A 24,697-nucleotide genomic window follows, 5' to 3' on the forward strand; every position below is an offset into this window, starting at 1 on the left:
CTTGCAGCGACGGACCTCGGGACGCTCTTACACCACGTCTGCGCGCGCCACCGCGCGACCCGTTCTGGACGCAGATTCCGGGACGTACTTTCCGCAACGCCCGGTCATCCCATGCCCTCACAATCTCGGCGTATAAAAAACGAGGGAAGGCACGTGTCCTTCCCTCGTTACGGGCAATATGTAGCCGCTTGCCTACATCAGGCGCAGGCTGACGTCCTTGAGCTGGGCGCCGCTAACGGCACTCGGGGCGCCCGACATGAGGTCGGAGCCGCTGGCCGTCTTGGGGAACGCCATGACGTCGCGGATGGAGTCGGAACCGGTGAGCAGCATGCACACGCGGTCCAGGCCCAGAGCGAAACCGCCCATCGGGGGCGCACCAAACTTGAGCGCCTCCATGAGGAAGCCAAACTGAGACTCGGCGCGCTCTTCGGTAAAGCCCAGGAGCTTGAGCATGGACATCTGCATCTCGGCGTTGTGGATACGCATACCGCCGCCACCGGCCTCAAAGCCGTCCATGACAAAGTCGTAGGTGCAAGAACCGGCTGCCAACGGATTGGCCTCGATCTTGGCGATGTCGGTCTCGGTCGGCAGGGTGAAGGGCTGGTGCTCGGCAGCGTAAGCCTTGCGGTCCTCGTCCCAGTGGAACAGCGGGAAGTTGACGACCCACAGGAAGTCGTGGCCCTCGCGCTTGATCTCGAGCGCGTTAGCCATGTGGGAACGCATGCCGCCCAGGATCTCGTCGGAGAGCAGGCGCGGGCCGGCGGCGAACATCACAAGGTCGCCGGGCTCGACGTCCATGCGCTCGCGCAGGGCGGCCATCTCCTCGTCCGAGAAGAACTTGACGATGGGGCTGTTGATGGAGCCGTCCTCGCGGAAAGCGATCCAGGCCAGGCCCTTGGCGCCAAACGTGGAAGCCACGCCGGCAAGCTTATCGATCTTGGCGCGAGCCCAGGCACCGGCGCCCTTGGCGTTGATGGCCTTAACGACAGAGCCCTCCTCGTTCGCGGCAGTCGCAAAGACCTTGAACTTGGAGTTGGCGAAGATGTCGGTCAGGTCGACCAAGTGCATGCCATAGCGGGTATCGGGCTTGTCGGAGCCATAGGTGTCCATGGCCTCCCAGTAGTTCATGCGACGCAGCGGCGTGGGCATCTCGACACCCATGCGGCCGAAGGCATCGGCAAGAACCTCTTCGAGCGCGCTCATAACGTCGTTCTGGTCCACGAAGGACATCTCGATATCGACCTGGGTGAACTCGGGCTGACGGTCGGCACGCAAGTCCTCGTCGCGGAAGCACTTGGCAACCTGATAGTAGCGCTCGACGCCACCGACCATAAGCAGCTGCTTCAGGAGCTGCGGGGACTGCGGCAGGGCGTAGAAGTTGCCCGGCTGGATGCGGCTGGGGACGATGAAGTCGCGGGCGCCCTCGGGCGTGGACTTGAACAGGGAGGGCGTCTCGACCTCCATGAACTCACGGTTGTGCAGCGCCTCGCGAATGGCAAAGGTAAAGTCGGAGCGCAGCTTGAGGTTGGCCATCATCTCGGGACGACGGAGGTCCAGATAGCGATAGCGCAGACGGGTGTCCTCGCTGGTCTCGATGCCGTCCTCGATCTGGAACGGCGGGGTGACGGACGTATTGAGCACCTCGGCGTGGTCGGTCAGGACCTCGATCTCGCCGGTGGCGAGCTTGGTGTTGGTGGTCTCCTCGCCACGGGCGCGCACGACGCCGTGAATCTTGATGGGCCACTCGGGACGCATGGTCTCGGCGATCTTAAAGGCGTCGCCGTCGGAGTGCTCGGGGTCGAAGGTAAGCTGCGTGATGCCCTCACGGTCGCGAAGGTCGCAGAAGATAAGGCCGCCGTGGTCGCGGCGACGGCTCACCCAACCGGTGAGGGTGACCTCTTCGCCCACGTTCTCGAAGCGAAGCTCGCCGCAGGTACGGGTGTGCATGGAATGCTCATCGATGGGACGGGTCTGGCTCATACCAGTGATCCTCCTTTATGGATCTGTGCCGCCCCGTGTCGTTCCGGGCGGCGTCGTACAGATTTGCCCAGCCTGCGTAAACCGCGCAGCCAGACATGGCGTTCTATCTTATCGCACTCGCGTCGATGTGCCGCGAAAAAGTGGCTCCTGCCCAAAGACTTGACGGAGACGAAACAATTGACGCGCCGCGACACCCGCCCGCGCTCGTCACGTGCGACAATATGCCCCAATAAAACAGCACTCGGAAAGGCCCGCCATGACTGCACGCCTCATCGTTATGGATATCGACTCCACGCTCATCAACCAGGAGGTCATCGACCTGTTGGGCGAAGAGGCCGGCGTGGGCGAGCAGGTGGCACAGACCACCGAACGCGCCATGCGCGGCGAGCTTGACTTTAAGCAGGCGCTCGTGGAGCGCGTGGGGCTGCTCGCCGGCCTGGACGAGAGCGTGTTCGAGCGCACCTTTGAGCGCGTGACATTTACCCCCGGCGCGTTGGAGCTTGTGCGCTCGGCACACAGCAAGGGCTGGAAGGTCGGCGTCGTGAGCGGCGGTTTCCACGAGGTCGCTGACAAGATCGTGGCTGCCGCGGGTATCGACTTTTGCCTGGCTAACCGCCTGGAAGTCGTAGACGGCAAGCTCACCGGCAAGCTGGCGGCAGACATCGTGACCAAGGAGTCCAAGCTCATCCAGCTGCTAGATTGGGCAGTTGAGTGCGGCGCCGACATGGCCCATACCGTCGCGATCGGCGACGGTGCCAACGACATCCCCATGATTCAGGCCGCGGGCACGGGCATCGCGTTTTGTGCCAAGCCCAAGACGCGCGAGGCCGCCCCGTTTGCCATCGACGAGCGCAATCTGATGCTCGCCATGGACATCATCCTGCGCGACTAGCCAATCCGTCTAGCAATTGAATCAGTCTGTCCTATAGTTTCCGAACAATTCTGCTTTAGTGTTCGGAAACATACCCTTTGAGTGCTAAACTTTGCGCCGTCGAAGGGAACATATATGGATAAGCGAGATCTAGAGCAGCTGCTGAGCGATGTTGCCGGCGGAGCAGTCACCCCTGCCGACGCCCTCACGCGCATCCAGACGGCTCCGACCGCCGATTTGGGCTTTGCGCAGCTCGACCTTTCGCGCGGGGTGCGCCAGGGAGCCGGCGAAGTTGTCTACGGCGCCGGTAAAACCGCCGAGCAAATTGCCGCCATTATCAAAGCATTACTCGATGCCGGCCAGGAGCGCATCCTGGTCACGCGCCTGGACGACGAAAAGGCAGCCCGCACCTCGGAGCTCCTCGGCAACGGCATCGACCTGGGATATGTCCCGGACGCCCAGCTCGCCCTGGTGGGTGGCAAGCCCTCCCCCAACGGCAACGGACGCATCGTCGTCGCCTGCGCCGGCACGAGCGACCTGCCCGTTGCCGAGGAAGCCGCGTTGACGGCCGAGTTCTACGGCAACGAGGTCGATCGCCTCTACGACGTGGGTGTCGCCGGCCTGCACCGCCTGCTCGCTCATGCTGAGGAACTTGCCCAGGCGCAGGTGGTCATCGCCATCGCCGGCATGGAGGGCGCCCTGGCGAGCGTCATCGGAGGCCTTGTGAGCTGTCCGGTCATCGCCGTCCCCACCAGCGTGGGCTATGGCGCGAACTTTGGCGGCATGGCCGCACTGCTCGCCATGCTCAACTCCTGCGCCAGCGGCGTTTCGGTCGTCAATATCGACAACGGCTTTGGTGCCGCCTACCAGGCAAGTCTTATCAATCATCTGAGCGCCGGCACGTCCTGCGCCCGCTAAGGAGCATTTCATGTCCAACCATCAGCACACGCTTATCATCGACGGCACCTCGGGCATCAGCGGCGACATGACCGTCGCGGCCCTGCTCGACCTGGGCGCCAGCGAGGAGCACCTGCGCGAGCAACTTGCCACGCTGCCAGTCGACGGCTTTGCGGTCGCTGTCACGCGCGTAAACAAGCATGGCATCGACGCCTGCGACTTTGGTGTTCAGCTGGCAGAGGAGCTCGAGAACCACGACCACGACATGGCCTGGCTCTACGGCAACGAAGCGGGCACCGAGCACACACATGAGCATGAGCACCACCATCATGATCATGGCGAGCACGAACACGAGCACTGCCACGAGCATGACCATGAGGCCCACGGTCATGGCCACGAGGGTCACCATCACGCCCACCACCATCACCACCGTTCTTTGGCGGATGTCACCGCCATCATCGATGACTCGCAGCTAAGCGATGGCGCCAAGCGTCGCGCGCTCGCCATCTTTACCGCGCTCGCCGCCGCCGAGGCCAAGGCCCACGGCAAAACGACCGAGACCGTCATGTTCCACGAGGTGGGCGCCGTCGACTCCATCGTCGACGTCTGCTCTGTCGCCATCTGCCTCGATGACCTAGGTATTGAGGACATCGTGGTCGAGTCGCTCTCCGAGGGTCACGGCACCATCCGCTGTGCCCACGGCCTTATGCCCATTCCTGTCCCCGCTGTCGTCAACCTGTGCCAAGCGGGCAATATCGCCCTCACGCCCGCGCCGGTCGCCGGTGAGCTCGTGACGCCCACGGGCGCCGCCATCGTCGCCGCACTGCGCACGTCCGAGCACCTGCCGGCCCGCTACCGCATCGAGGCCGTCGGCTACGGCGCCGGTAAGCGCCCCTACGAGGGTTGCTCCGGTACGCTCCGCTGCCTGCTCGTTCACACGGACGCATAGCCATGGATGCCCGCAAGGCAAAAAGCCGCGCCGCCATCGTCGCGGCGTTCTCCGAACTGCTGCGCGAAGAGGACTACGGCAAGATCACCGTCGGCGACATCATCGCTCGCGCCCATGTGGGTCGGGCCACGTTCTATGGCCTCTTCAAGAGCAAAGATGACCTACTGTCCGAACTCGTGAGCGACATCTGCACCCACGCCCTCGACGACGATGGCACACCGCTCGATGATCCGCTCGTACAAGTCGAGCATATCCTCAACAACCTCTGGGAACGCCGCCAGGGCGTACGAGCCCTCGTAGCCGGCGCCGGCTCACGCGTCTTCGCCGACTGCTTACGCAAGACCATCATGTCACGAGCAGCCGAAACCGTCCCCACCGACCCAAACGGCGCCGCCGCCACCATGGACCGAAGCTTCCTACTACACCACATAGCCTCAAGCTTCGTAGGAATGGTCCAATGGTGGGCCTGGCACAACTTCCAAGCCCCAAAAGAGGACGTAGCCAAAGACTACCTATCAGCCATAAAACCCCTCTTCAACTAAGTAAGAAGCTCATCCCAAAGCATCACCCCAACCTAGGGCGCCACGCATCCCAAAGTGTCAACAACAGCTCAACGCCCCTATCAGCAACAAGCCCCTCCCATCCAAATTCAGATATATGTTGGGTTGCTTGCTCGAGCGCAGCAAAGATCCCGCAGCTGGCCGCATGGGGTAACTTCCCAGCGCATTCCGCAGGACGCAAAAAGGCTCGCCGCACGAAGTGCGCAGCGAGCCTTTTTGCATGTCCGAGGACGCGCTGGGAAGTTACCCCATGCGGCCAGCGGACAACTATGTAGCCTTCGACTAGAACATGCCCAAGAAACCATGCACAAACAGCGCGGCCACAATAGCACCGACAAACGGCGCGATGCCAGGAACAAGCAGACCATACTTCCAGTTGTTGTCAGCCTTGTTCTTGATCGGCAGCACCTGATAGGCCATGCGAGGACCAAGGTCACGAGCCTGGTTCATGGCGAAGCCGGTGATGCCGCCCATGCCCATGCCGACAGCCCAAACGATCAGGCCGACGCAGATTGCGAGCATCAGAACGTTCTCGCCGGCGCGGCTAGCGGCAGCAAGGATGGCGCTGATGAACACGAAGGTGCAGATAGCCTCGCAGAAGAAGTTACGAGCATAGTTCGTGCCCTCGGTGGTGGGGTTGGTCGAGAAGATGTTGCGCTGGGCAATGGGGTCGACGACGCCCTCGGAAGCCTTGAACTCATCGGCATACATAAACCAAGCGATCACGGCACCCACAAAGCCGCCGAGCATATCGGCAAGCATGAAGGGGATGCAGTTGCCCCACGGCACCAGGCCGACGATGCACTGGGCAAGCACCATGGCGGGGTTCATGCACACAGCGCCACCAAAGACAAACAGGCAGACCGAGATGCCAAAGGACCAGGTGGTGATGGCAAACATATGGCCGGAGCCCTGATACTTGGTGCCCTTGAGCACGGTATCGCAGTGAACACCCACGCCAAAGACGATCATGAGGGCCGTTGCGCCGAATTCGCAGAGGAGTTTGGTAAGCATAAAACCTTATCTTTCTTGTCGGTTATAAACGATTCGTTTAAGCCGCGCGCTAGTGCTGTGCGACAACAACACCCAGGCCATCGGGGATGACGGCGACCTTGGCATCGGCACCCTTCATCTCAAAGGCGAGCTTGAGCGCTTCCTCGATAGTGTTGACCGGCGTCATGTGCATATCCTTGAGCATCTGGTGATCGCACAGGTCGGTGACCATGATCACAGGGTGATGCGCCAGGATGCGGGCAAAGATCTGGCTCGTCCACTGATCGGGCAGGGTCTCGTCCTTAGGACGATCGATGCAGGCGCGCTCAAACTCTGCCGGATCGTTGTCGGCGATGTTGTGATAGAAGCCCTCGCCGCCGTGACCGTCGGCACAACCGGCGACGTCGATGATCACGCCGCCCTCGGGAAGCGTGGCCTCGGCAGCGCACATGCCCTTCACAGCCTGATAGATGTTCTGATCGAGGGGGTAGCCGCCGTTAGTGGTAATGGCGATCTCGCACTCGACGGGCTCAACGCCGGCAAGGCTCTTCACGAACTCGCAGCCAGCCTCGTGCGCCTTGTGGATGTCGCCGGCAAAGGAGCCAATGACCTCGTGCTTGCCGTTGAGCACCACGTTGAGCACAAAGGCAAGGTGAGCCATCTCGGCGGCGGCAAACATGTCCTCGCTCACGTGGTTGTGGCACAGGTTGCCGGCACGCGAGTGGGAATCGTTCACAAACTGACCGTTGTGGTTGTACATGATGGTCTTGTAGCTGGCGATGCCAGGCAGGACGGACTTGCGGCTACCAGAGAAACCGGCAAAGAAGTGCGGCTCAATAAAGCCCTCGGCAAGCAGCAGATCGCAATCGGCCGCAATCTTGTTGATGATGCACTCGCCACCAGAAGGCAGGGTGCCGATCTTTTTCATCATGCTGTCGTCAGTCGCGACGTGCATAACGATTTCTTCGTTGGCAACGATCTCCTCGCCGTACTTGTTGACGAGCTCCTCGTGCGTCGACGGACGGTGCATACCCGTAGCAACCAAAATACGCACGCGAGCCTCAGGCGCAGCGGAATGGATGTGATGCAGCAGAATAGGCATCGTCACACGCGAGGGAACGGGACGCGTGTGGTCGGAGCTAATGATGACAATATCCTTCTTGCCAGCACAAAGCTCCTCGAGCGAAGGCGAGCCGTAAGGGTTGGCAAGCGACTCCTCCACCAGCTCTTCCTGCGATTTCGTGGTCTTAAACTCGTTTTGATGACCTTCCATCACACCCGCGAAGTTCTTATCCTCGAGTTCCAGATGCAACGTCTTGTGGTCAAACGGCAGTTCACATTCAAACAATGACGAGCGCCCTCTTCCTTTCAACTGACACACTAGATAAACCGTTGGAAGGATACGCCGCTCACCGAAAAACACCACCGTCTACCGACTCATTAACACAACGTTCATATTTGACCCACAACAAAACGGCCGCGATCCCAAACGGGACCGCAGCCGCTACAGTCGTAAGGCGCGAAGCGCGCCTTTCTTCCCTTCAACCAGTAATCCGCCGAAGACCGAGGACGAAGGGACCCGACGGGTTTCCCTCTGAATGCATTCCGCAGCACGAAGCCCCATCAAAGTGCGCGAAGCGCGCCATCTTTTCCCCAGCCAGTAATCCGCCGAAGACCGGACATCGCAGGGCCCGCCATCAGCTTACTTTTAGGCACACTCCGCAGGACGCAAGAAGCCCTCGCCGCACAAAGTGCGCAGCGAGGGCTTCTTGCATGTCCGAGGACGTGCCTAAAAGTAAGCTGATGGCGGGCCCGGACGACTACAGGGCTATCGATTACCCCGTGTTCTGCAAACCTGCCGAGACGCCGGTCACAGTCGAAAGAATCAGGCTCATGTACTCGGCCTTCTTCTCCTCGGCCATCTCGTCCTGGTTCATACGCACCTCGCGAAGGGCGCGGACCTGGGCGATGGACAGGGCGTCGACGTAGGGGTTACGTACACGGACGGCGCAGCCGAGCACGCGACGGCGCTGCAGCGGCCACTCGTCACCGACGATGGCAAGGACCCACTTACGCGTGAGCTGCATCTCGGTGAAGACCTTCTTAGACAGATCATCGCGGTCGCCCAGGTGCAGATACATCTTGGCGATGCGCTGATCGGTCTTGGCGATCGACATCTCGATGTTGTCGATAAAGGTGCGGAAGAACGGCCACTCCTGGTAGGCAGCCTTGAGCTGGTCAAGATCGCCAAGCTGCTCGCAGGCGGTGCCCAGACCGTACCAAGCGGCCAGGTTAATGCGCGCCTGGCTCCAGCTGAAGATCCACGGGATGGTACGCAGGTCATCGAGCGACTTGGCGCCCAGACCGCGCTTGGCGGGACGCGAGCCGATCGGCAGCAGACCGACCTCGGTCAGCGGCGTCACGGTCGAGAACCACGGTGTAAAGTCCTCGGTGTTCAGCAGGTCCAGATAGCGTTCGTGGCTTGCAGTGTTGAGCTTCTCGGCCATATCCCAGAACTTCTGCGTGGTCTCGGTGTTGGTCTTCTCGACACTCGGGGCCGACTGCAAAAGCGTTGCGGCGGCAACGGACTCAACATGGCGCTGAGCCAGCGTGCGGTTGCCGTAACGGGCAAAGATGACTTCGCCCTGCTCGGTGAGCTTAAAGAAGCAGTTGACCGAACCCTTGGGCTGCGCCAGCACGGCCTTGTTGGCCGGGCCGCCGCCACGGCCCACGGCACCGCCGCGACCGTGCATGAGCACCAGGTCGATATCGTTCTTCTCTGCCCACTTGGCGATGCGCTCCTGCGCGGAGTGCAGCGCGAGCATGGCCGTGGTAGGACCGGCATCCTTGGAAGAGTCGGAATAGCCCAGCATGACCTCCATGCGGCGGTTGGTCTGGGCAAGGCGCTTTTGCACCACGGGCAGCGTAAGCATCTGGTCGAGCACGTCAACGCAGCCCTCGAGGTCCTCGAGCTGCTCGAACAGCGGGATCACGTCGAGCTCGGGAACGTCTTCCTCGTGTGCGAAGGACAGGTGGGCCAGCTCAAAGACGTCGGCCACATGCTGGGCACTCTTGGTAAACGAGATGATGTAGCGGTGTGCCATCTTCTTGCCGTAGCGCTTTTGGATGGAACCGATGGCACGGAAGGTGTCGATGACCTCGCGCGTCATGGGCTGCAGGTCACCATGGATACCGTTCTCGTGGATATCCTTGAGGGCGCGGGCGTGCACCACGGAGTGCTGACGGAACTCCATCTCGACCATATGGAAGCCGAAGGACTCGACCTGCCAGATGATGGTTTGGACCGGACCGTAGGCGGCACGGACGGCACCGCAGGCAGCAAGCGAACGCTGGACGACGCGCAGGTCATCCAGGAACTCGTCGGCGCTGTGGTACATGGTGTCGGTGATGCGGCGCACGGTGGCGTTCAGGCGGTCGGCCATGACGAGCATGACGGCGCGATGCGGCTCGTGCTCGGAGATCAGCTCGGCGCGGGCCGTGTAACGAGGGCTCATCTCGACCTGATGGTTCCACAGGTTAATGAGCTCGGCAGAAGGCTTGCTGTAGGTGGCCTCGAGCGTGAGGTTGTGGCCGATGCGGCGGCACTTGTCCTCGAGCTTGAGCACCATGTGAGTGAAGTACTTGGCGGCGACTTCGCGGCTCACCTTGGCGGTGACGTTGGGGTTGCCGTCGCGGTCGGAGCCGATCCAGCTGCCGGGATGGAAGAACGCCGGGCACAGCGGCGGCACGGTACCGGCCTTGTCGCCCAGCACCCAGTCGTCAAAACGACGGTAGATGACGGGGATAACGTCGAACAGCGTGTTATCGAAGATGTCGATGATGGTATCGGCTTCCTCGACCGGCGTGGGCTTCTTGAGCGCGATGGGGCTCGTACGCACCAGGGCGTCGATCTCCTGCAGCATATGGCGCTCGTTCTCCACCAGGTCGGAGCCGCCCAAACGCGGACGCTCCTCCAGCAGGTTGGAGATACGGCGAATCTTGCCCTCGACGGCCTTACGACGGGCCTCGGTGGGATGTGCGGTAAAGACAGGGTGGAACTCGAGCTTGCCGAGCAGCTCATTGGCACCCTCGACGCCCATCTCGTTTACCAACTGGTGATAGGCGACGGTGAGTTCGTTGGCGGGATCGACCTCGGTATCGGTCGATGCGCCGGCCTCGCGCTCGCGCAGCTGCGCCACACGGTAGTTCTCCTCCGACAGGTTTGCCAAGTGGAAGAAGCTCGTAAAGGCGCGAACGATGACCTGCTGCTTATCAAGCGGCAGGCTGTCAATCAAATCGACGACTTCGCGAAACGCCACGGCGGTGGGCTCGTCGGCAGTGGGCACGCCCTGTTCGTCAACGGACTCGTCGGCAGCGCGGCTACCGGGGTTGCCAGCATTGACCACAATCTCGGCTGTCAAAATCTTGTCGAACAGGTCCGCGATCTCGGGATCATACTCGCTAAGCACACGACGTTCCAGGCGCAGGAACAGCGCCAGATTATCGCGCAGCTCCTCGGGGATCTCGATCTCGGCGAGACGCTCCCTGGACTCGGCATTCGAGCCGATTCGGTTAACGAGGCGGTTGACCACGGCAGCGACGCGCGCCGCGGCTTCGGGTACAGACTGGTTGCTTAGGTTCTCAGCCACGTTTCCTCCCATTCCTCCTTCTATGCACGTAACATGTGGTATTCATTATAGGCGCTTGAGAAATACTTTCGACACTGATTGCGCTTTACCACACAAAAGTATTTTCTGCATTGCAAGGGTTTTTGCCCCAAATGGTCGTATTTCTCGGTGGGCGGCATATGCAAGCGAGGGCATTCCGCATAAATGCGAAACACCCCCGTAACAATAGCTCGTCGCGAGCGGGACATGTTAGCGGGTCCGCAGCTCAAAAATCATGCGCTACAGACGCTCGCGAACCGCCTCGACGACGTTGGCCAGATCGACGAGAACCTCGTCATGGCTCTGCATGTCGCGCACCTTGACCTTGCCGGCGGCAAGCTCGTCGCCGCCCAGGACCAGGATGAGCTTGGCGCCTACCTTATCGGCCTGCTTAAACTGGGCCTTGAGCGAACGGCCCTGATAGTCGGCCTCGGTCACAATCCCTGCGGCGCGAAGCTGCTGCGTAATGGTAAAGACGTTCTGACGCAGCTCCTTGCCGGCATTGGCGACGTAGACGCACGGGACCTCCTCGGCACCCAGGTCGCTGCCAAAGGCCTGCAGGGCCAGCAGGGCGCGCTCAAAACCGACGGCGAAGCCGACGCCTGCCGTGGGCTTGCCGCCCTCGAGCTCGACGAGACCATCGTAGCGGCCGCCGCCGCCGATGGAGCCGACGCCGGCGCCAGGGGCCTCGACCTCAAAGACAGTACGGGTGTAGTAGTCCAGGCCGCGCACCAAGGTGGGATCCTCGACATACTCGATACCGGCGGCATCCAGATAGCGCTTGACTTGCTCGTAGTGCTCGCGGCACTCATCGCACAGGTTGTCACCCATCAGCGGAGCCTCGGCCATGATCTCGCGGCAGTGGTCGTTCTTGCAGTCAAAGGCACGCAGCGGGTTGAGCTCGGCGCGCTCGCGGCACTCATCGCACATCTCGTCTGCGTGATCGAGGATAAACTGCTTGACTTGCTCGCGGTAAGCCGGACGGCACTGAGCGTCGCCCATCGAGTTAATGAGCAGACGAAGCTTGGAAAGATCGAAGCCCAGGCGCTTGTAAAACTCCATGAGCATGATGATGCACTCGGCGTCTGCCGCCGGATCGGGAGCGCCGAGCCACTCGATGCCCACCTGGTGGAACTGGCGCAGGCGGCCCTTCTGGGGACGCTCGCCACGGAACATGGCCTCGGCGTAATAGGCCTTAAACGGCGTGGAGCCCTGGGGCACTAGGTTGTTCTCCACGACGGCGCGCACCACACCGGCCGTGCCCTCGGGACGAAGGGCCAGGCGCTGCTTGGGCTTAAGCTTGGTATCGGTGCCCTCGGTAAAGACGCGCTCCAGGTTGGCACCGCTGAACACGCGGAACATTTCCTTGCGCACGACGTCGGTCGACTGGCCGATACCGTGGACAAACACGTCCACCTGCTCGATCGCGGGCGTCTCGATGGGTTTAAAACCAAACGGCTCGAACACGCCGGCCGCAATCTGCTGCATCTTTTGCCAGGCGCGCATCTCGGCGCCGATAAGGTCGCGGGTTCCCTCCGCCTTCTGTGCCTGCATGGGCAAACACCTTTCTTTTGTATCGCGTCATAGGTAACGGTCATTATACGGCACAAATACAAACAGCGGCGGCGCGTCTGACCGAACGAGGGTATGGGGACTCGTTCGACCAGACGCGCCGCCGCTGTTTGTGATCCCTTTTCCTCCGTCCCCTTCGGATCACGTGATCCCTTGGGGACGGAGGAATAGGGATCATTTCGTAGGCCCGTGGCCGCCTTGGAAACCGAATGATGGTACGAGCATCCATTCGGCTTCCAAGGCGGCCACGGACAGAACGGGACGAACAGAAAAGAGCGACGGACGCCTACTCCCCCGCCACGCTCGCGCGCAGCTTGGCGGCGATGGGCTCGGATACCAGCAGGAACACGAGCATGACCACGGAGCACGCCAAGCACACGATCCAGGTGCTCGCAAAGGAGCCCGTAGCGTCGAACAGCACACCCGAGACGATGGCGCCCACGGTGCCACCGACCATCTCGAGCGAGGTAATGGTGCCCGTGACCTTGCCCAGGTCGGCCATGCCAAACTGCTTAGACGCAGCGATCGTGGGCATTGGAGATGTTGTACTGCGCAAGGGAAATGCCCAGGTCGTTGACGATCAGCGGCTGGAACAGGCTCATGCAGTTGACGAAAATCGTGTAGCACGTGGCCATGATCACGAAGCCAGAGGCCACCACGAGCCAGCCAGGGAAGAACTTACGCTGCTGGGACATGCTGTTCCTTTTTTTAAACAAACGAGCAGCAAGATTGGGTGCTACCGGTGGTCGGCGATGTAGCCCAAAGCGACGGCGGCATAAGCCGCGGCGCCAAGGGGAAGCTCGGCATCGCTAAAACGTGCCTTGGGATGATGCTGAGCAAAATGCTCGTCCGTATCAGTCACGGCAGCGCCCACGGTAAAGTACGCACTCGGGATCTCGCTCGAGATCAACGCGAAGTCCTCGCTCGCCATGGCATGGAACAGCGGCAGGAAGGCGGACTTGGGCAGCACCGCGCCCACGTAGCCAAGCGACGCCTGCGTCATGCCGTCGTCGAGTACGAGCGGGGGAACATCCGAGAGTGTCTCGATAGTCGCCGGCGTACGATAGGTCGTGGCAACGCCTTTGACGACCTCCGCGATGCGGGTCTTGAGGTGCTCCATGAGCTCGACGTCGAAGCCACGCAGCGTTCCCTCGAGCACACAAGTGTCGGGGATGACATTTGCGGCCTGACCGCCGGCGAACTTGCCAACGGTAAGCGCGACCTCCTTGGCCGCCGGCACCTCGCGAGAGATAAGCTCCTGAAGCGCCAGATGCACATGGACGCCGGCCGTGATGGGGTCGATGCAGATCTCGGGGCTCGAGCCATGGCCGCCCTTGCCCTGAAGCGTGATGCGAAAACCGTACACGCCCGAGAGCGCCGGGCTGCCGTAGAGCACCAGGTCAAGCGGCGACTGGCTATTGACATGCATGGCAAAGGCGGCCTGGGGACGCGGGTTCTGCAGCAGACCGTCGGCGATGGCGGCGCGGGCACCCTCAAAGGTTTCCTCGCCCGGCTGGAACAGCAACTTAACCGTGGCGTTGGCGTCGACAAGCGCAGACTCGCGGGCCTTGAGCAGGCGCGCCGCTCCAAGCAACGCCGTCGCGTGCATATCGTGTCCACATGCGTGCATGCAGCCGTTCGTAGAGGCGAAAGGCTCGCCTGACTCTTCGGCAACGGGCAGGGCATCCATGTCGCCACGGAGCATGATGACCGTACCGGCCTGTTCGTCCGTGCAGACGCCATTGCCCTGGGCCGCGGCGGCACCGGCGCCGACAAGGCCCACGACACAGGAACCATCGACGAGCGTGGCAAATGGGATTTCCATCTCGGTCAGGCGCGCTTGAATATACGCAGAGGTCTGTGGGAGGCTATTACCCAGCTCGGGCATCTGGTGTAAATCGTGTCGCCACGCAGCGAGCTCGTCTGCAAAAGCCTGAGCTTCTGCAACGAGACCGTCACCGATAGCGGCCTGCGCCGCTGCGGTGGCCTTGGGCGCTGATTGCGGTTGAAGATCGGACTGAGCTGGTGCCATAAATGCCCTCCAGTAACGTTTTTGCAGTAAGCACTTTGATAGCGTAAAGTGCAAGGTACAACTTTAAAGGCGAGTCATAAAAAACGCCGCCCCAGGAGGGCGGCGCAACAAGTTGTTTACAATTGCGAGCGCGGCTTTCGACGCAAAAAATCGAAGTGAGTCTCGCTCAAGATAATCGACAGGAAGATAAGCACAAAGCCGGCGAGCAGGCGCGAGGTGAGCGCCTCCCCCATCAGCAGCACCGAAAACAACACGCCCGAAGGCGATTCCATCGAAAGGAGCAGCGAGCCCGTCGAAGCCGGGACATGCGCCAGGCCGACGTTTTGGATGAGCAGAGCCACGCATGTGCAGCCCACCGAGAGAAACGCCATCACACAGATAAAATTCGGCGTCCACACGGACAGAGGCGCCTGGGTCTCGAATAGCAGCGACGAGACCAGGCTTAGGATGCCATTGCCCACAAACATCCAAAACGTAATGACGTTGATGTCCATTTTGCGACCGTACTTGGCGGTCACCGCCATCTGGATGGCGAAGAAGACCGCACCCGTCAGCGTAATGACGTCACCGATGTTGAATTCAACGCTATCGAGCGCCACCAAACCAATGCCCGCCAAGCACAACAGCGCCGCGCCCAGGTTATAACGGGTGAGTTTTTCGCCGCTCAGAAAATAGCTCGCGAACGGCACAAGGATGCAATACGTGCCCGTCAAAAAAGCATTCTTGCCCGCCGTAGTATGTGCCAGACCGACCGTCTGCAACGCATAGGCCGCCCACATGAGCACGCCCATACTCAGGCCAACGATCAGGTTGCGAGCGTTGAGGTGCGCGATGATGCGTTTGTGGAAGACGGCAAACATGACCAACGCTGCGGGCAGAAAGCGTACATAGAGCAGCGCGAACACCGGAATGGTGCCGAGTGCGTCCTTCATAGTGGTAAAGGAGTAGCCCCAAATGACCGCCACCGAAAGGAGCAGAACCTTCCAGAACAGCGGAGAGCGTGCGCCGGCGCCCCGGGGAATACCGCCCGCGCCCAAATCCTCACGGGCTACTGGGCTATCGGGCAAGTTTTCGATTTCGTTGGCAGCGTATTGGGCCATGGAACATCCTCGCGCTCAATCTGGGCGTGGTGTCCGCACGCGCGTGACCGCATGCCGCCTCATGGTCAAATAAAAACGGGACGCGCCGGACCCCCGGCACGCCCCGCTACTGTAGCAACAACCAAGCAGCTCATGCAATTCACTCAACTAAAGCGTCGAGCCGGAAGGCCTCGATGTTCCGTCAACGCCACATTGTCGCGCTAAATCAATTTGGTCGACTCCAGCTTTTCGATGATCCAGTCGTTGGCTTTGATGACCGGGCGGCGGAAGACGACGCCCAGGGCCAGCGACGGAATCAGGTAGCTCGCCAAGATACCCAGCTCAATCCAATACTCCATATGGTAGGCACCGGCCATGGCGGCGTGCATGGCGTTGATGCCGTGGGTAAACGGCAGGAACGGGTAGATCGCCTGGAACACGGGGCCGGTCATCTCGATGGGGAACGTGCCGCCCGAACCGCCGACCTGCATGACCAACAGCACGACAGCGAGCGCCTTGCCGATATCGCCAAACGAAACCGTAAGCGTGTAGACGATATTGGAGAACACGAGACTCGCGACCCAGCCCGCCAGCACAAACTGCAGCGGGTTGTCGCACTGAATGCCAAAGAACAGAATGTCGCCCGCGCACACGAGCGTTGCCTGCAGCAGGGCCAAACCGCCAAAGAACAGGTAACGACCCAGATAGATCTCGTGCAGGCGTACGGGGATGAGCTCGTTGATAAGCTCATCGTCAACCGAGACCTTCATCATGGCCGCCAGTACGATTGAGCCGACCCAAAGCGACAGAATCGTGTAGAACGGTGCCATGGCCGAACCGTAGTTGCGGATCGGATAGACCGGTTTGCGGTCGAGCGCAACAGGGCCAGAAAGCGACACGGCGAGGCCCTCGGGGTCGTTGCCAATCATTGTCTTAATCATGGCCAGGTCACCCGACATCAGAGCGCTATCAAGCTCGTCCTTAAAGGCACTGATCTTGTCCGACGCCTCACCCAGCTGGTCAGAAGCCTTGTTGACGAGCTTTGCGGCTTTGGACAGACCCTTCGCCAACGAGCCGGATGCGTCGGTCAGGCCGCCTACGGCGCTATCCAGGTCGCCCGAGATGCCATCAAGCGAGTCCAGAATGCCCGAAACCGTCTTCTTGAGCTCCTTGGCCTTAACCGAGAACGTGGAATCGTAATCGGATTTGGCACCCGCGATGCCGGCCTTGGCATCAGCGATGGCCTGATCGACCTCGGCACGCAAGTTGTTGACCTCGGCCATGCTATCGGAGAGAGACTTCGCGGTAGCCGCCAGATCCTTGGCATTGTTGCGGTACTCAACGGCGATTCTGCCCAGCGACGTCGCGGCGGACTTGAGGCCGTCCTTCAAATTCTCATCGCTCACCTGGTCGGCAAGGCTGCGGAGCTGATCGGCCATCGCATCGATATCCTTGGCGCGCGCATTGAGGGCCGCAGCGGCATCGTTGAGTTGGGACACCGTAAGGTCGACATGCTGGTTTGCGGTGTCGAACGCCTTCGCGAGCTCGGCAGACACATTGTCGAACGAACCCGCACTTCCATCGATTGCGGCATCGATGGCATCGTTTGCCGCCTTAAGCGCTTCTTTGGAATCATCGATGCCGCTTTTGGCATGTTCCATGAGCTGCTTTGTCGACTCATCGACGGCACCGGTCTGCTTGAGCATGCCGCTCGCCGACGTCAGCGAATCGGACGTGGAGCTCAAAATGCCCGCCAGCGACGTCGCGCTGGCCTGAACGTCCTGCAGGTCCTGGACCGAATCGCCCAGCGTCGAGGACAGGTTGGCGATAAAGTTGCTCACTTGGTCGGTGCTCATGTAGTCGAGCAGGCTGGACACGGTTTTAAGACCGATGGTCGTGATGGTCTTGGTAAAGGTCTCGTTGACCTGACTCTGGACGGCGCTCGAACCCTTTTCAGTCACGATCTGTGCGATGGCGTTGGCCTTCTGGTTCTCATAGAACTCGATATCGGCGTGCTTCACCTCGGTCGAGAAAAGCGTCATCATGTCGGCGCTAAACGTTTTAGGGATAACGACGGCAGCGTAGTACGCGCCCGACTTAACGCCCTCAATCGCCTTATCGCGGTCGTTGAGGACGACCCAGTCGAAGTTCTCGTTGCCGCGCAGGGTGGCGGTTACGTTTTCGCCCACGTTGACCTCGACGGGAATCAGATCGCTCTCGTAACCCTCATCGGTGTTGACCACTGCAATCTTAAGGTTGCCGGTATTGCCGTAGGGATCCCAGCTTCCGGCGATGTTAAACCATGCATAGAGACATGGCACGATGATCAGGCCCATCACGACGACCATGCCGATCACGGAGCGAGACACGTTTTGGACATCGCGCTTAAACAGGTGCAGGATGTTTTTCATTTATGCCTCACCTCCTTTAGAGTGCTTGCCAAGCGGGGTGGTGTCCCCGTCGTTTCCGTTTACGTTGTCAGCGCCGTCGGCATCTTGAGCCTTACGATGCGCACCGATATGCGGCAGACGGCTCGTAGGCTGTTCGCCTCCCTTGGCGCCACGCTCGCTGGCGTTGAGACCAAACATGCGACGGGCGGCAGGGATCGCCGCCGTGTGCTCGCGCATCTCGCGGCGAAGGTCCTCGTCCGAAAGCGCCGAGATACGCATCTGGGTATTGAGGCTCGCACGGATGTATTCGATGTTGATGAGCCAGCCGCAGATGGCGATAACCGAAATGATCCAGATAACGAGCAGGATGATCTTGCCGTTATTGTCGATATCGAGCACCGTCGAAAGCACAAAGAGCAGAACCTGCACGCCTACCACGGCGGCAAAACCGCCCTTGATGTAGTACGGGTAGCGATGCTCAAACGCCACGGCATGATCGAGCAGCTCGCGACGGTACGAATCCGAATCGAGCATGACGCGCATGGCCGTGCGCAGCGAATAGCGCTGGCGCGGTAGGTCGTTGGACTCGCAGATCATTAGGCCCGTCGTGGAAAGCTGCTTATCAAAGAGCAGATTGAGGTTGAGCAGCAACGGGCGCAGCTGCAGACCGATAAAGAGCGCGATGGCAAGGAACACGCCCAGGACGCACAGGTTGAACAGGTAGTTGAACGAATACATGCCACCGACGGTCTCGCGCAGCAGGTTGATGCCATAAGTGAAGGGCAGCAGCGGATGCAGCCATTGGAAGAAGCCGGGCATCATCTCGATGGGATACATGCCCGACGAGCCGGGGATCTGCACAATGACGAGGATGACGCCAATGGCTTTACCGATATGCTTAAACGTGGTGGACAGCGCATAGATGATATTGACGTAGGTGAATGAAATCGCGATGCCGCCCAGCACGAACAGCAGCGGGTTAACGCACTGTACGCCAATGACCAAATCTCCCACCGTAACGATAATGGCCTGGAACGCGCCCAGGATCACCAGCAGCAGCCAGCGGCCAAAGTAGCCCTGACGCGCCGTAAAGCTACCGATGCCCTCGCGGTCGACCTCGAGTTTATAGATAGCGATGAGCACATAGCCGCCCACCCACAGCGCCAGATTGGTGTAGAAGGGCGCGATGCCCGAGCCAAAGCTCTTGACCGGATAGATTGACTTGGACGTCAGCTCAACCGGAGATGCCATGAAATCTGCCACGTCATTGACGTCGACGTCCATGAGGTCGGCTAACTCGCCCATAGACTCAGAGGTCTGCAGCGCCGCAATGTCATTGGCGGCGGTCGCGAGCTTGTCCTGAACCTTGGCAAGGGAGGCGTCGGTTTGGGATAGCGTGGTCTTTGCCTGCTTGAGCGTGGCGTCGAGCTGCGCTAGCGTGCCGCGCGCGCTCGCTATCGTGGGGGTCATACCCGACACAATGCCGGTCAAATCGCCCGAAACGGCGGCAAAGGAGTCAAGCGCGCTCGAAGCCTTCGGAAGTGCGTTCTGACCCAGATCGGTCTGAGCCTGACCGAGGTTAGCCGTACCGGTCTGAATTGCCGCGTTGAGTGCGTTGCTCGCGTTCGAGATTGCCGTAGCGTCGTTTGCCATGGCGCTCGACTGTGCAGAAAGGCCATCCTTGATGCTCTGCAGCTTCTGGTTTTGCTCGCGAAGCGAATCGATGGTCGATACAATGCGCGCGTCAATTTCCTCGGAACCTGTCGACGTGTCATTAACGAGAATCTCCAAGTGCCCGATAACGGCCTTATTGTGATCGATCGTCGCCTGGAGAGACTCGAGCGAGTTGTCGATGCGGGTGGTCGTAGATGTGACCGTACCCGTTAGCTTGCCAATCGCAGCGTTCGCGGAGGCTGACGTCTTGGTGAGTGCAAGGCTACCTTCCGAGAGTGCCTTGGAGAGCGAGGTGATAGAGTTGCCCGCCGTGGCGCGAGCCTCGCCCAGCAGGTCGTTGCCCTGGGAGATCGCCTGCGTTAGAGAGGGCGCCTGCCCCTGCAGGCCCGCCAGCGCAGCATCGGCCGAAGCAATCGAGCTGCTCGTCTTGTCGATGGCGGTGTTCATGTCGCCGATGGAATCGCGTACTTCGCCCAGGGTATCAGACGCCTCGGACACCGAGCCCGCCAGCGAATCCCGGGTCTGGTTCGCCTTGTCTTTAAGGTCGATGCCAGCATCTTTGGCAATGCCCGCGACGGTCTCGCCCACCGTGGAGACAAACTCCGAGTTGATCTGCTCCTCGATGGTATTGGCACCAGTGTCGGTGACCTTGGGCGCAATAGCGCTCTTCTTCTCGTTGACGTAATAGGTGAGCTTCGGCTGATGGTAATTGCCATCGAGCATCGAAACAAGATTGTCGGAGAAGTTCTTGGGGATTACGATGGCCGCATAGTACTCACCACTCTCGACGCCCTCTTTGGCATCGGCGGCCGAATCGACGAAGGTCCAGCCCAGCTGATCGTTCTCCTTGAGCTGATCGACGACCTGGTCGCCCGCGTTGAGCTCGCCCACCAAGTCATTCTGAGTGCCCTGATCGTTGTTGGCGATGGCAATCTTGATACCTTGGGTGTTTCCGTACGGATCCCAGTTTGCCACGATGTTGTACCAGGCATACAGCGAGGGGATAACGCACACGCCCAGGGTAACCACCAAGGCGACGGGGTTCACAAGCAGTCGCTTAATGTCGCGCTTGAATATCGCAAAGGAGACCTTTGCGTTGGATAGTTTGCTGCCGAGACTCACGCTTGGACCATCCATCCTGTCGTTGAATCGAATCGTACTATCGACAACCATTGTACGTAGGCGCTTTAGTGCCTCGCGGCACAATGGTGCTGAGTTTTGCGGGTAGCAATATACTACGAAGATGAGTTAGTGTACAGTTGTACAGTATCTTTAATTTCAGCAGGTCACAAAACCACAGCCCGCACAAATTAGCAATCCGAATAGTCATTGGGAACGTTCTTAAACGACTAGTCAAACAAGAACGTCCCCGATGACTACTTAGGGCCACGAAAGCGTCGCAGGTTGAGCATAAGTCAGCGAAAACGCCCCTGAGCGAGCAAGGTGACGTGAAAGAGGAGGGAAGCGTACTTTGGTACGCGACCGACGATTGAACGTCAGATTGCCGCTTAGGGGCGTTTGCAGCGTCGACCGGTCCGTCGTTCGTTAGAACGACGGAACCAATAGGTTCGTTAGAACGGCGGACCCAAAGGCGTAACTACTTAACTACATCAAGTTGCAAACAGCCGCCGCGAAGGCAACGGGGTCCTCGGGGAGGATACCCTCGACCAGCAGGGCCTGATCGTAGAGCAGGCCGGAGTACTGCTTGATCTTGTCGGCGTCACCTGCCTTCTGGGCAGCGACAAGCTTGTCAAAGACCGGGTGCTTGGCGTTGAGCTCGAGCACGCGCTGGCTCTTGGGCATGCCGTCGGGCGCGCCCTCGGGCCCCTTCTGGAGCACCTTCTCCATCTCGAGCGAAAGCGGACCCTCGGTGGTGATGCAAGCGGGGGCATCGGTCAGGCGCGCGGAGACGGCAACTTTCTCGACCTTGTCACCGAGCGCCTCCTTCATAGCGCTAAAGAGGTCCTCGTTTTCCTTGGTGGCGTCCTCGGCCTCCTTCTTCTCGTCCTCGGTCGCCAGATCAAGATCGCCAGTCGCAACGTTCTTGAGCTCCAGGTGACGATCCTCGACCTCGGGCTCGGCACCGTCGGCAACGGCCTTTTCGGCAGCCTCGCGGGCGGCGTCGTCCTCGTAGATCTTGGGCATATCGGCGGCCACGTACTCACGCATAGCCTGGAACGTGAACTCATCCACATCCTGCGTCAGCAACAGCACGTCATAGCCGCGCTCGAGCACGCCCTTTACCACGGGCATCTTGGCCAAGCGCTCACGCGAGTCGCCGGCGGCGTAGTAGATGGCCTTCTGATCCTCGGGCATGCCCTTGGCATACTCGGCCAGGGTGATCATCTTCTGCTCCTTGGCAGACCAGAACAGCAGCAGGTCGGCGAGCTCGTCGGCCTTCATGCCGTAACTCGAGTAGATGCCGTACTTAAGACCGCGACCAAAGTTCTCAAAGAACTTCTCGTATGCCTCGCGGTCGTTGTCGCGCATGTCCTCAAGATCGGCAGTGATCTTCTTCTCGACACGCTTGGCAATGGCCTTGAGCTGACGGTTCTGTTGCAGCGTCTCACGCGAGATGTTGAGCGTCACGTCGGCAGAGTCCACGACACCGCGCACAAAGTTGTAGTAGTCGGGCAGCAGGTCGTCGCACTTCTCCATAATCAGCACGTTGGAACTGTAGAGCGCCAGGCCCTTCTCGTAGTCCTTGCTGTACAGATCGAACGGGGCGCGACCCGGCACAAACAGCAGCGCATCGTACTCAAGCGTACCCTCGGCATGGAAGCTGATAGTGCGCGCGGGATCGTCAAAGTCGTGGAACGTGGACTTGTAGAACTCGTTGTAATCCTTCTGCTCAACGTCGGAGCTGCGCTTTTTCCAGATCGGCGTCATGGAGTTGATGGTCTCGAGCTCCTGGTAGTCCTCGTACTCGGGCTTGTAGTCGTCGCCGGCGTCCTCGGGCTTGGGTTTCTGGCGGCTCTTGCTCACCATCATCTGAATCGGGTAGCGCACATAGTTGCTGTACTGCTGAATCAGGCTCTTGAGGCCCCACTCGGTCAGGAAGCGATCGTAGGTCTCGGCCTCGCCGTCGGCGTCGAGCTTCTCGTTCTCGCGCAGCGTCAGGATGACATCGGTGCCGTGCTCGGCGCGCTCGCCGTCTTCGATGGTGTAACCCTCAAGACCATCAGACTCCCACACGTGAGCGGTGTCCTCGCCATAGGCGCGGCTGACAACCTTTACGTGGCTGGCAACCATAAAGGCAGAGTAGAAGCCCACGCCAAACTGGCCGATGATGTCGACATCGGAGCCCTGTTGCTCGGCGTTCTCGGTCTTAAACTCCTCGGAGCCGGAATGGGCGATGGTGCCCAGATTGCGCTCGAGCTCCTCGGCGGTCATGCCAATGCCGTTATCCGAGATGGTAATGGTGCGGGCGTCTTTATCAAAAGAGACGCGAATAGCCAGGTCGCCCTGGTCGAGCTTGACACTCGGGTCCTGCAGGCTCTTAAAGTTGAGCTTGTCGACGGCGTCGCTCGCGTTGGAGATAAGCTCGCGCAGGAAGATTTCCTTATTGGTGTAGATGGAGTTGATCATGAGGTCGAGCAGTTTTTTGCTCTCGGTCTTAAATTGACGCATGTGCAGTCCTTTCGCGCTACCCCCGTCCGCAAAAACGGCCCAGTTGCCCGAGCCGCATCGCAGACCTGCTATGTCCAGACTTAGATTTTATAACCCATTAGCGCGCATATATACATACGGAATCGAAAAACTGTATGTCCAAACGCTCTGATGCGCCAATTGCCAAGGGGTGTCCCCGACTGCCGGCAGGAAAGGAACGTCCCTATCTGCCATCTACGCGCTTGGCCATCCAAACATGGGGCTGGCCCTCGTCTTCGTAGTCCACCGGGGCAATCTGCGTGTAACCCGCCTTGGCATAGAGCGGCAGCACGTATTCCTGCGCGTGCAGCTTAATGAGCTTGGCGCCGGCATCACGCGCGCACGTATCACTGGCCTCGACAATCTTGCTCGCCAGACCACGACGACGCATAGCCGGCAGCACGGCGACGCGCCCCATAATGTAGGTCTCCCCCGCTGCGACGCCTTCGTCCAAGTCGCACGCCGGCGACACCGGAGCCTCTGCGTCAGCCGCGCGCTCAAGCTCTTCGGGAAACACGCGCGAGCAACCGGCAAGCTCGCCGTCTACATAGAGCGTCACATGAATGCAGTTCGGGTCCTCGTCGATAGCGTCGAACTCATTCTCGTAGCCCTGCTCGTCCATAAAAACGACGCGGCGCACCAACGCCGCATCATCAAAGCATCCCGTCTTAAGTTGGATATCCATGGCTGCCCTTTCATTCAACGCGAACGTTAGGGACAGATTTTAGCGAAAATGAGCTCCGCGCACGCTAAACTTCGCGCGAGCCTTCGCCAGGCAGTCGTAATGACCCACATTATGGGCATCGCTCGCGATGAAGCTGTACAGGTTCTGATCGAACAGGCGCTGGGCCGGCTTTTTCTCGCGACCAAAGCGACCACCGGCAATAAAGTCCGCCGAAGCCTGCAGCTTGCAGCCCATATCGACCAGGCGTTCCGCCACGCTTACATCCTTTTGAACCGCACGATAGCGCTCAGGATGAGCGATGATCACCTGGTAGCCACGGCACTGCAAATCGTAAATCGTGTTCTCGTATTCTCTAAACGCATACGCATCGGCATGCGTCGAAAGCTCGAGCAGAAACTCGTTGGTCCCATCGAAATGCAAGTGCTCCGCGGCATCGATACCAAGTTCAACGAGCTTTCGATGGTTGACCTCGAAGCCCATCTGGAGCGGAAAACCGTCAGCGTTATCGCGCAGCAGCTCAAAGGCATCCCACATCTTGTCGTAATCAAAATAGGGATCACGGCAGTGAGGAGTGCAAACGATTCTGGTTACACCGGCCCGCTTGGCAGCCTCGAGCATCGCCAAGCTCTCATCGAGATCGGCGGCGCCGTCGTCTACACCCGGCAAGATATGGCAATGAATGTCACGCATAGGTCGGCCC

The 24,697-nt window shown here is 60.0% G+C and carries 18 protein-coding genes; 4 read left to right on the forward strand and 14 right to left on the reverse strand.

Going from position 1 to position 24,697, the window contains the following annotated elements:
* Positions 1 to 192 precede the first annotated feature (192 nt).
* Positions 193 to 1,980 carry an aspartate--tRNA ligase gene (aspS, locus tag DW645_RS07820; RefSeq protein WP_118227174.1) on the reverse strand — a complete coding sequence of 596 codons (1,788 nt, stop codon included), beginning with the start codon at positions 1,978 to 1,980 and terminating at the stop codon, positions 193 to 195.
* A gap of 256 nt (positions 1,981 to 2,236) precedes the next feature.
* Here aspS and serB point away from each other — a divergent pair, with 256 nt between their 5' ends.
* The 4 genes from serB (at position 2,237) to DW645_RS07840 (ending at position 5,239) form a co-directional block, all read left to right on the forward strand.
* Positions 2,237 to 2,872, forward strand: a complete 636-nt coding sequence (gene serB, locus DW645_RS07825) for a phosphoserine phosphatase SerB (RefSeq protein ID WP_118227176.1) — start codon at positions 2,237 to 2,239, stop codon at positions 2,870 to 2,872.
* Positions 2,873 to 2,986: 114 nt separating this feature from the next.
* A complete protein-coding gene (gene larB / locus DW645_RS07830; protein WP_118227178.1) occupies positions 2,987 to 3,769 on the forward strand; it encodes a nickel pincer cofactor biosynthesis protein LarB in 783 nt (260 codons plus the stop codon).
* 10 nt (positions 3,770 to 3,779) lie between these two features.
* Positions 3,780 to 4,697, forward strand: coding sequence for a LarC family nickel insertion protein (locus DW645_RS07835; protein ID WP_118227180.1), 918 nt, complete (start codon positions 3,780 to 3,782; stop codon positions 4,695 to 4,697).
* Between the two features lie 2 nt (positions 4,698 to 4,699).
* Positions 4,700 to 5,239 (forward strand): TetR/AcrR family transcriptional regulator, encoded by a 540-nt coding sequence (locus DW645_RS07840; RefSeq protein ID WP_118227182.1) that lies wholly within the window; start codon positions 4,700 to 4,702, stop codon positions 5,237 to 5,239.
* Between the two features lie 300 nt (positions 5,240 to 5,539).
* On the opposite strand, the gene larD is transcribed toward DW645_RS07840, so the two are convergent.
* From larD to DW645_RS07905, 13 genes are all read right to left on the reverse strand, one after another.
* Positions 5,540 to 6,271: a D/L-lactic acid transporter LarD gene (gene larD / locus DW645_RS07845; RefSeq protein ID WP_117765423.1), complete on the reverse strand. Its 732-nt coding sequence runs from the start codon at positions 6,269 to 6,271 to the stop codon at positions 5,540 to 5,542.
* Positions 6,272 to 6,320: 49 nt separating this feature from the next.
* On the reverse strand, positions 6,321 to 7,598 hold the full coding sequence (gene larA, locus DW645_RS07850; RefSeq protein ID WP_117647964.1) for a nickel-dependent lactate racemase: 1,278 nt from the start codon (positions 7,596 to 7,598) through the stop codon (positions 6,321 to 6,323).
* A gap of 487 nt (positions 7,599 to 8,085) precedes the next feature.
* Positions 8,086 to 10,899, reverse strand: coding sequence for a phosphoenolpyruvate carboxylase (locus DW645_RS07855; RefSeq protein ID WP_370448102.1), 2,814 nt, complete (start codon positions 10,897 to 10,899; stop codon positions 8,086 to 8,088).
* A gap of 258 nt (positions 10,900 to 11,157) precedes the next feature.
* Complete coding sequence (gene hisS, locus DW645_RS07860; protein ID WP_055285961.1) at positions 11,158 to 12,471, reverse strand: histidine--tRNA ligase; 1,314 nt, start codon at positions 12,469 to 12,471, stop codon at positions 11,158 to 11,160.
* 304 nt (positions 12,472 to 12,775) lie between these two features.
* On the reverse strand, positions 12,776 to 12,991 hold the full coding sequence (locus DW645_RS07865) for a hypothetical protein (protein ID WP_199576460.1): 216 nt from the start codon (positions 12,989 to 12,991) through the stop codon (positions 12,776 to 12,778).
* 10 nt (positions 12,992 to 13,001) lie between these two features.
* A complete protein-coding gene (locus DW645_RS07870) occupies positions 13,002 to 13,184 on the reverse strand; it encodes a hypothetical protein (protein WP_118227186.1) in 183 nt (60 codons plus the stop codon).
* Positions 13,185 to 13,225: 41 nt separating this feature from the next.
* Entirely contained in the window at positions 13,226 to 14,521 is a 1,296-nt protein-coding gene (locus DW645_RS07875) for a M20 family metallopeptidase (RefSeq protein ID WP_118227188.1), read from the reverse strand.
* 116 nt (positions 14,522 to 14,637) lie between these two features.
* On the reverse strand, positions 14,638 to 15,621 hold the full coding sequence (locus tag DW645_RS07880) for a DMT family transporter (RefSeq protein WP_118227189.1): 984 nt from the start codon (positions 15,619 to 15,621) through the stop codon (positions 14,638 to 14,640).
* A 200-nt stretch (positions 15,622 to 15,821) separates the two neighbouring features.
* Positions 15,822 to 18,011 carry a YhgE/Pip domain-containing protein gene (locus DW645_RS07885; protein ID WP_118227191.1) on the reverse strand — a complete coding sequence of 730 codons (2,190 nt, stop codon included), beginning with the start codon at positions 18,009 to 18,011 and terminating at the stop codon, positions 15,822 to 15,824.
* Positions 18,012 to 20,786, reverse strand: a complete 2,775-nt coding sequence (locus DW645_RS07890) for a YhgE/Pip domain-containing protein (RefSeq protein ID WP_233540746.1) — start codon at positions 20,784 to 20,786, stop codon at positions 18,012 to 18,014.
* A gap of 483 nt (positions 20,787 to 21,269) precedes the next feature.
* Positions 21,270 to 23,294 (reverse strand): molecular chaperone HtpG, encoded by a 2,025-nt coding sequence (htpG, locus tag DW645_RS07895; RefSeq protein ID WP_055250494.1) that lies wholly within the window; start codon positions 23,292 to 23,294, stop codon positions 21,270 to 21,272.
* A gap of 202 nt (positions 23,295 to 23,496) precedes the next feature.
* Entirely contained in the window at positions 23,497 to 23,997 is a 501-nt protein-coding gene (locus DW645_RS07900) for a GNAT family N-acetyltransferase (RefSeq protein WP_118227195.1), read from the reverse strand.
* A 39-nt stretch (positions 23,998 to 24,036) separates the two neighbouring features.
* Positions 24,037 to 24,687 (reverse strand): tyrosine-protein phosphatase, encoded by a 651-nt coding sequence (locus tag DW645_RS07905; protein ID WP_022094060.1) that lies wholly within the window; start codon positions 24,685 to 24,687, stop codon positions 24,037 to 24,039.
* Positions 24,688 to 24,697: the final 10 nt, after the last annotated feature.

The organism is Collinsella sp. AM23-17 (assembly GCF_003470945.1).
Taxonomy (GTDB): Bacteria; Actinomycetota; Coriobacteriia; order Coriobacteriales; family Coriobacteriaceae; genus Collinsella; species Collinsella aerofaciens_O.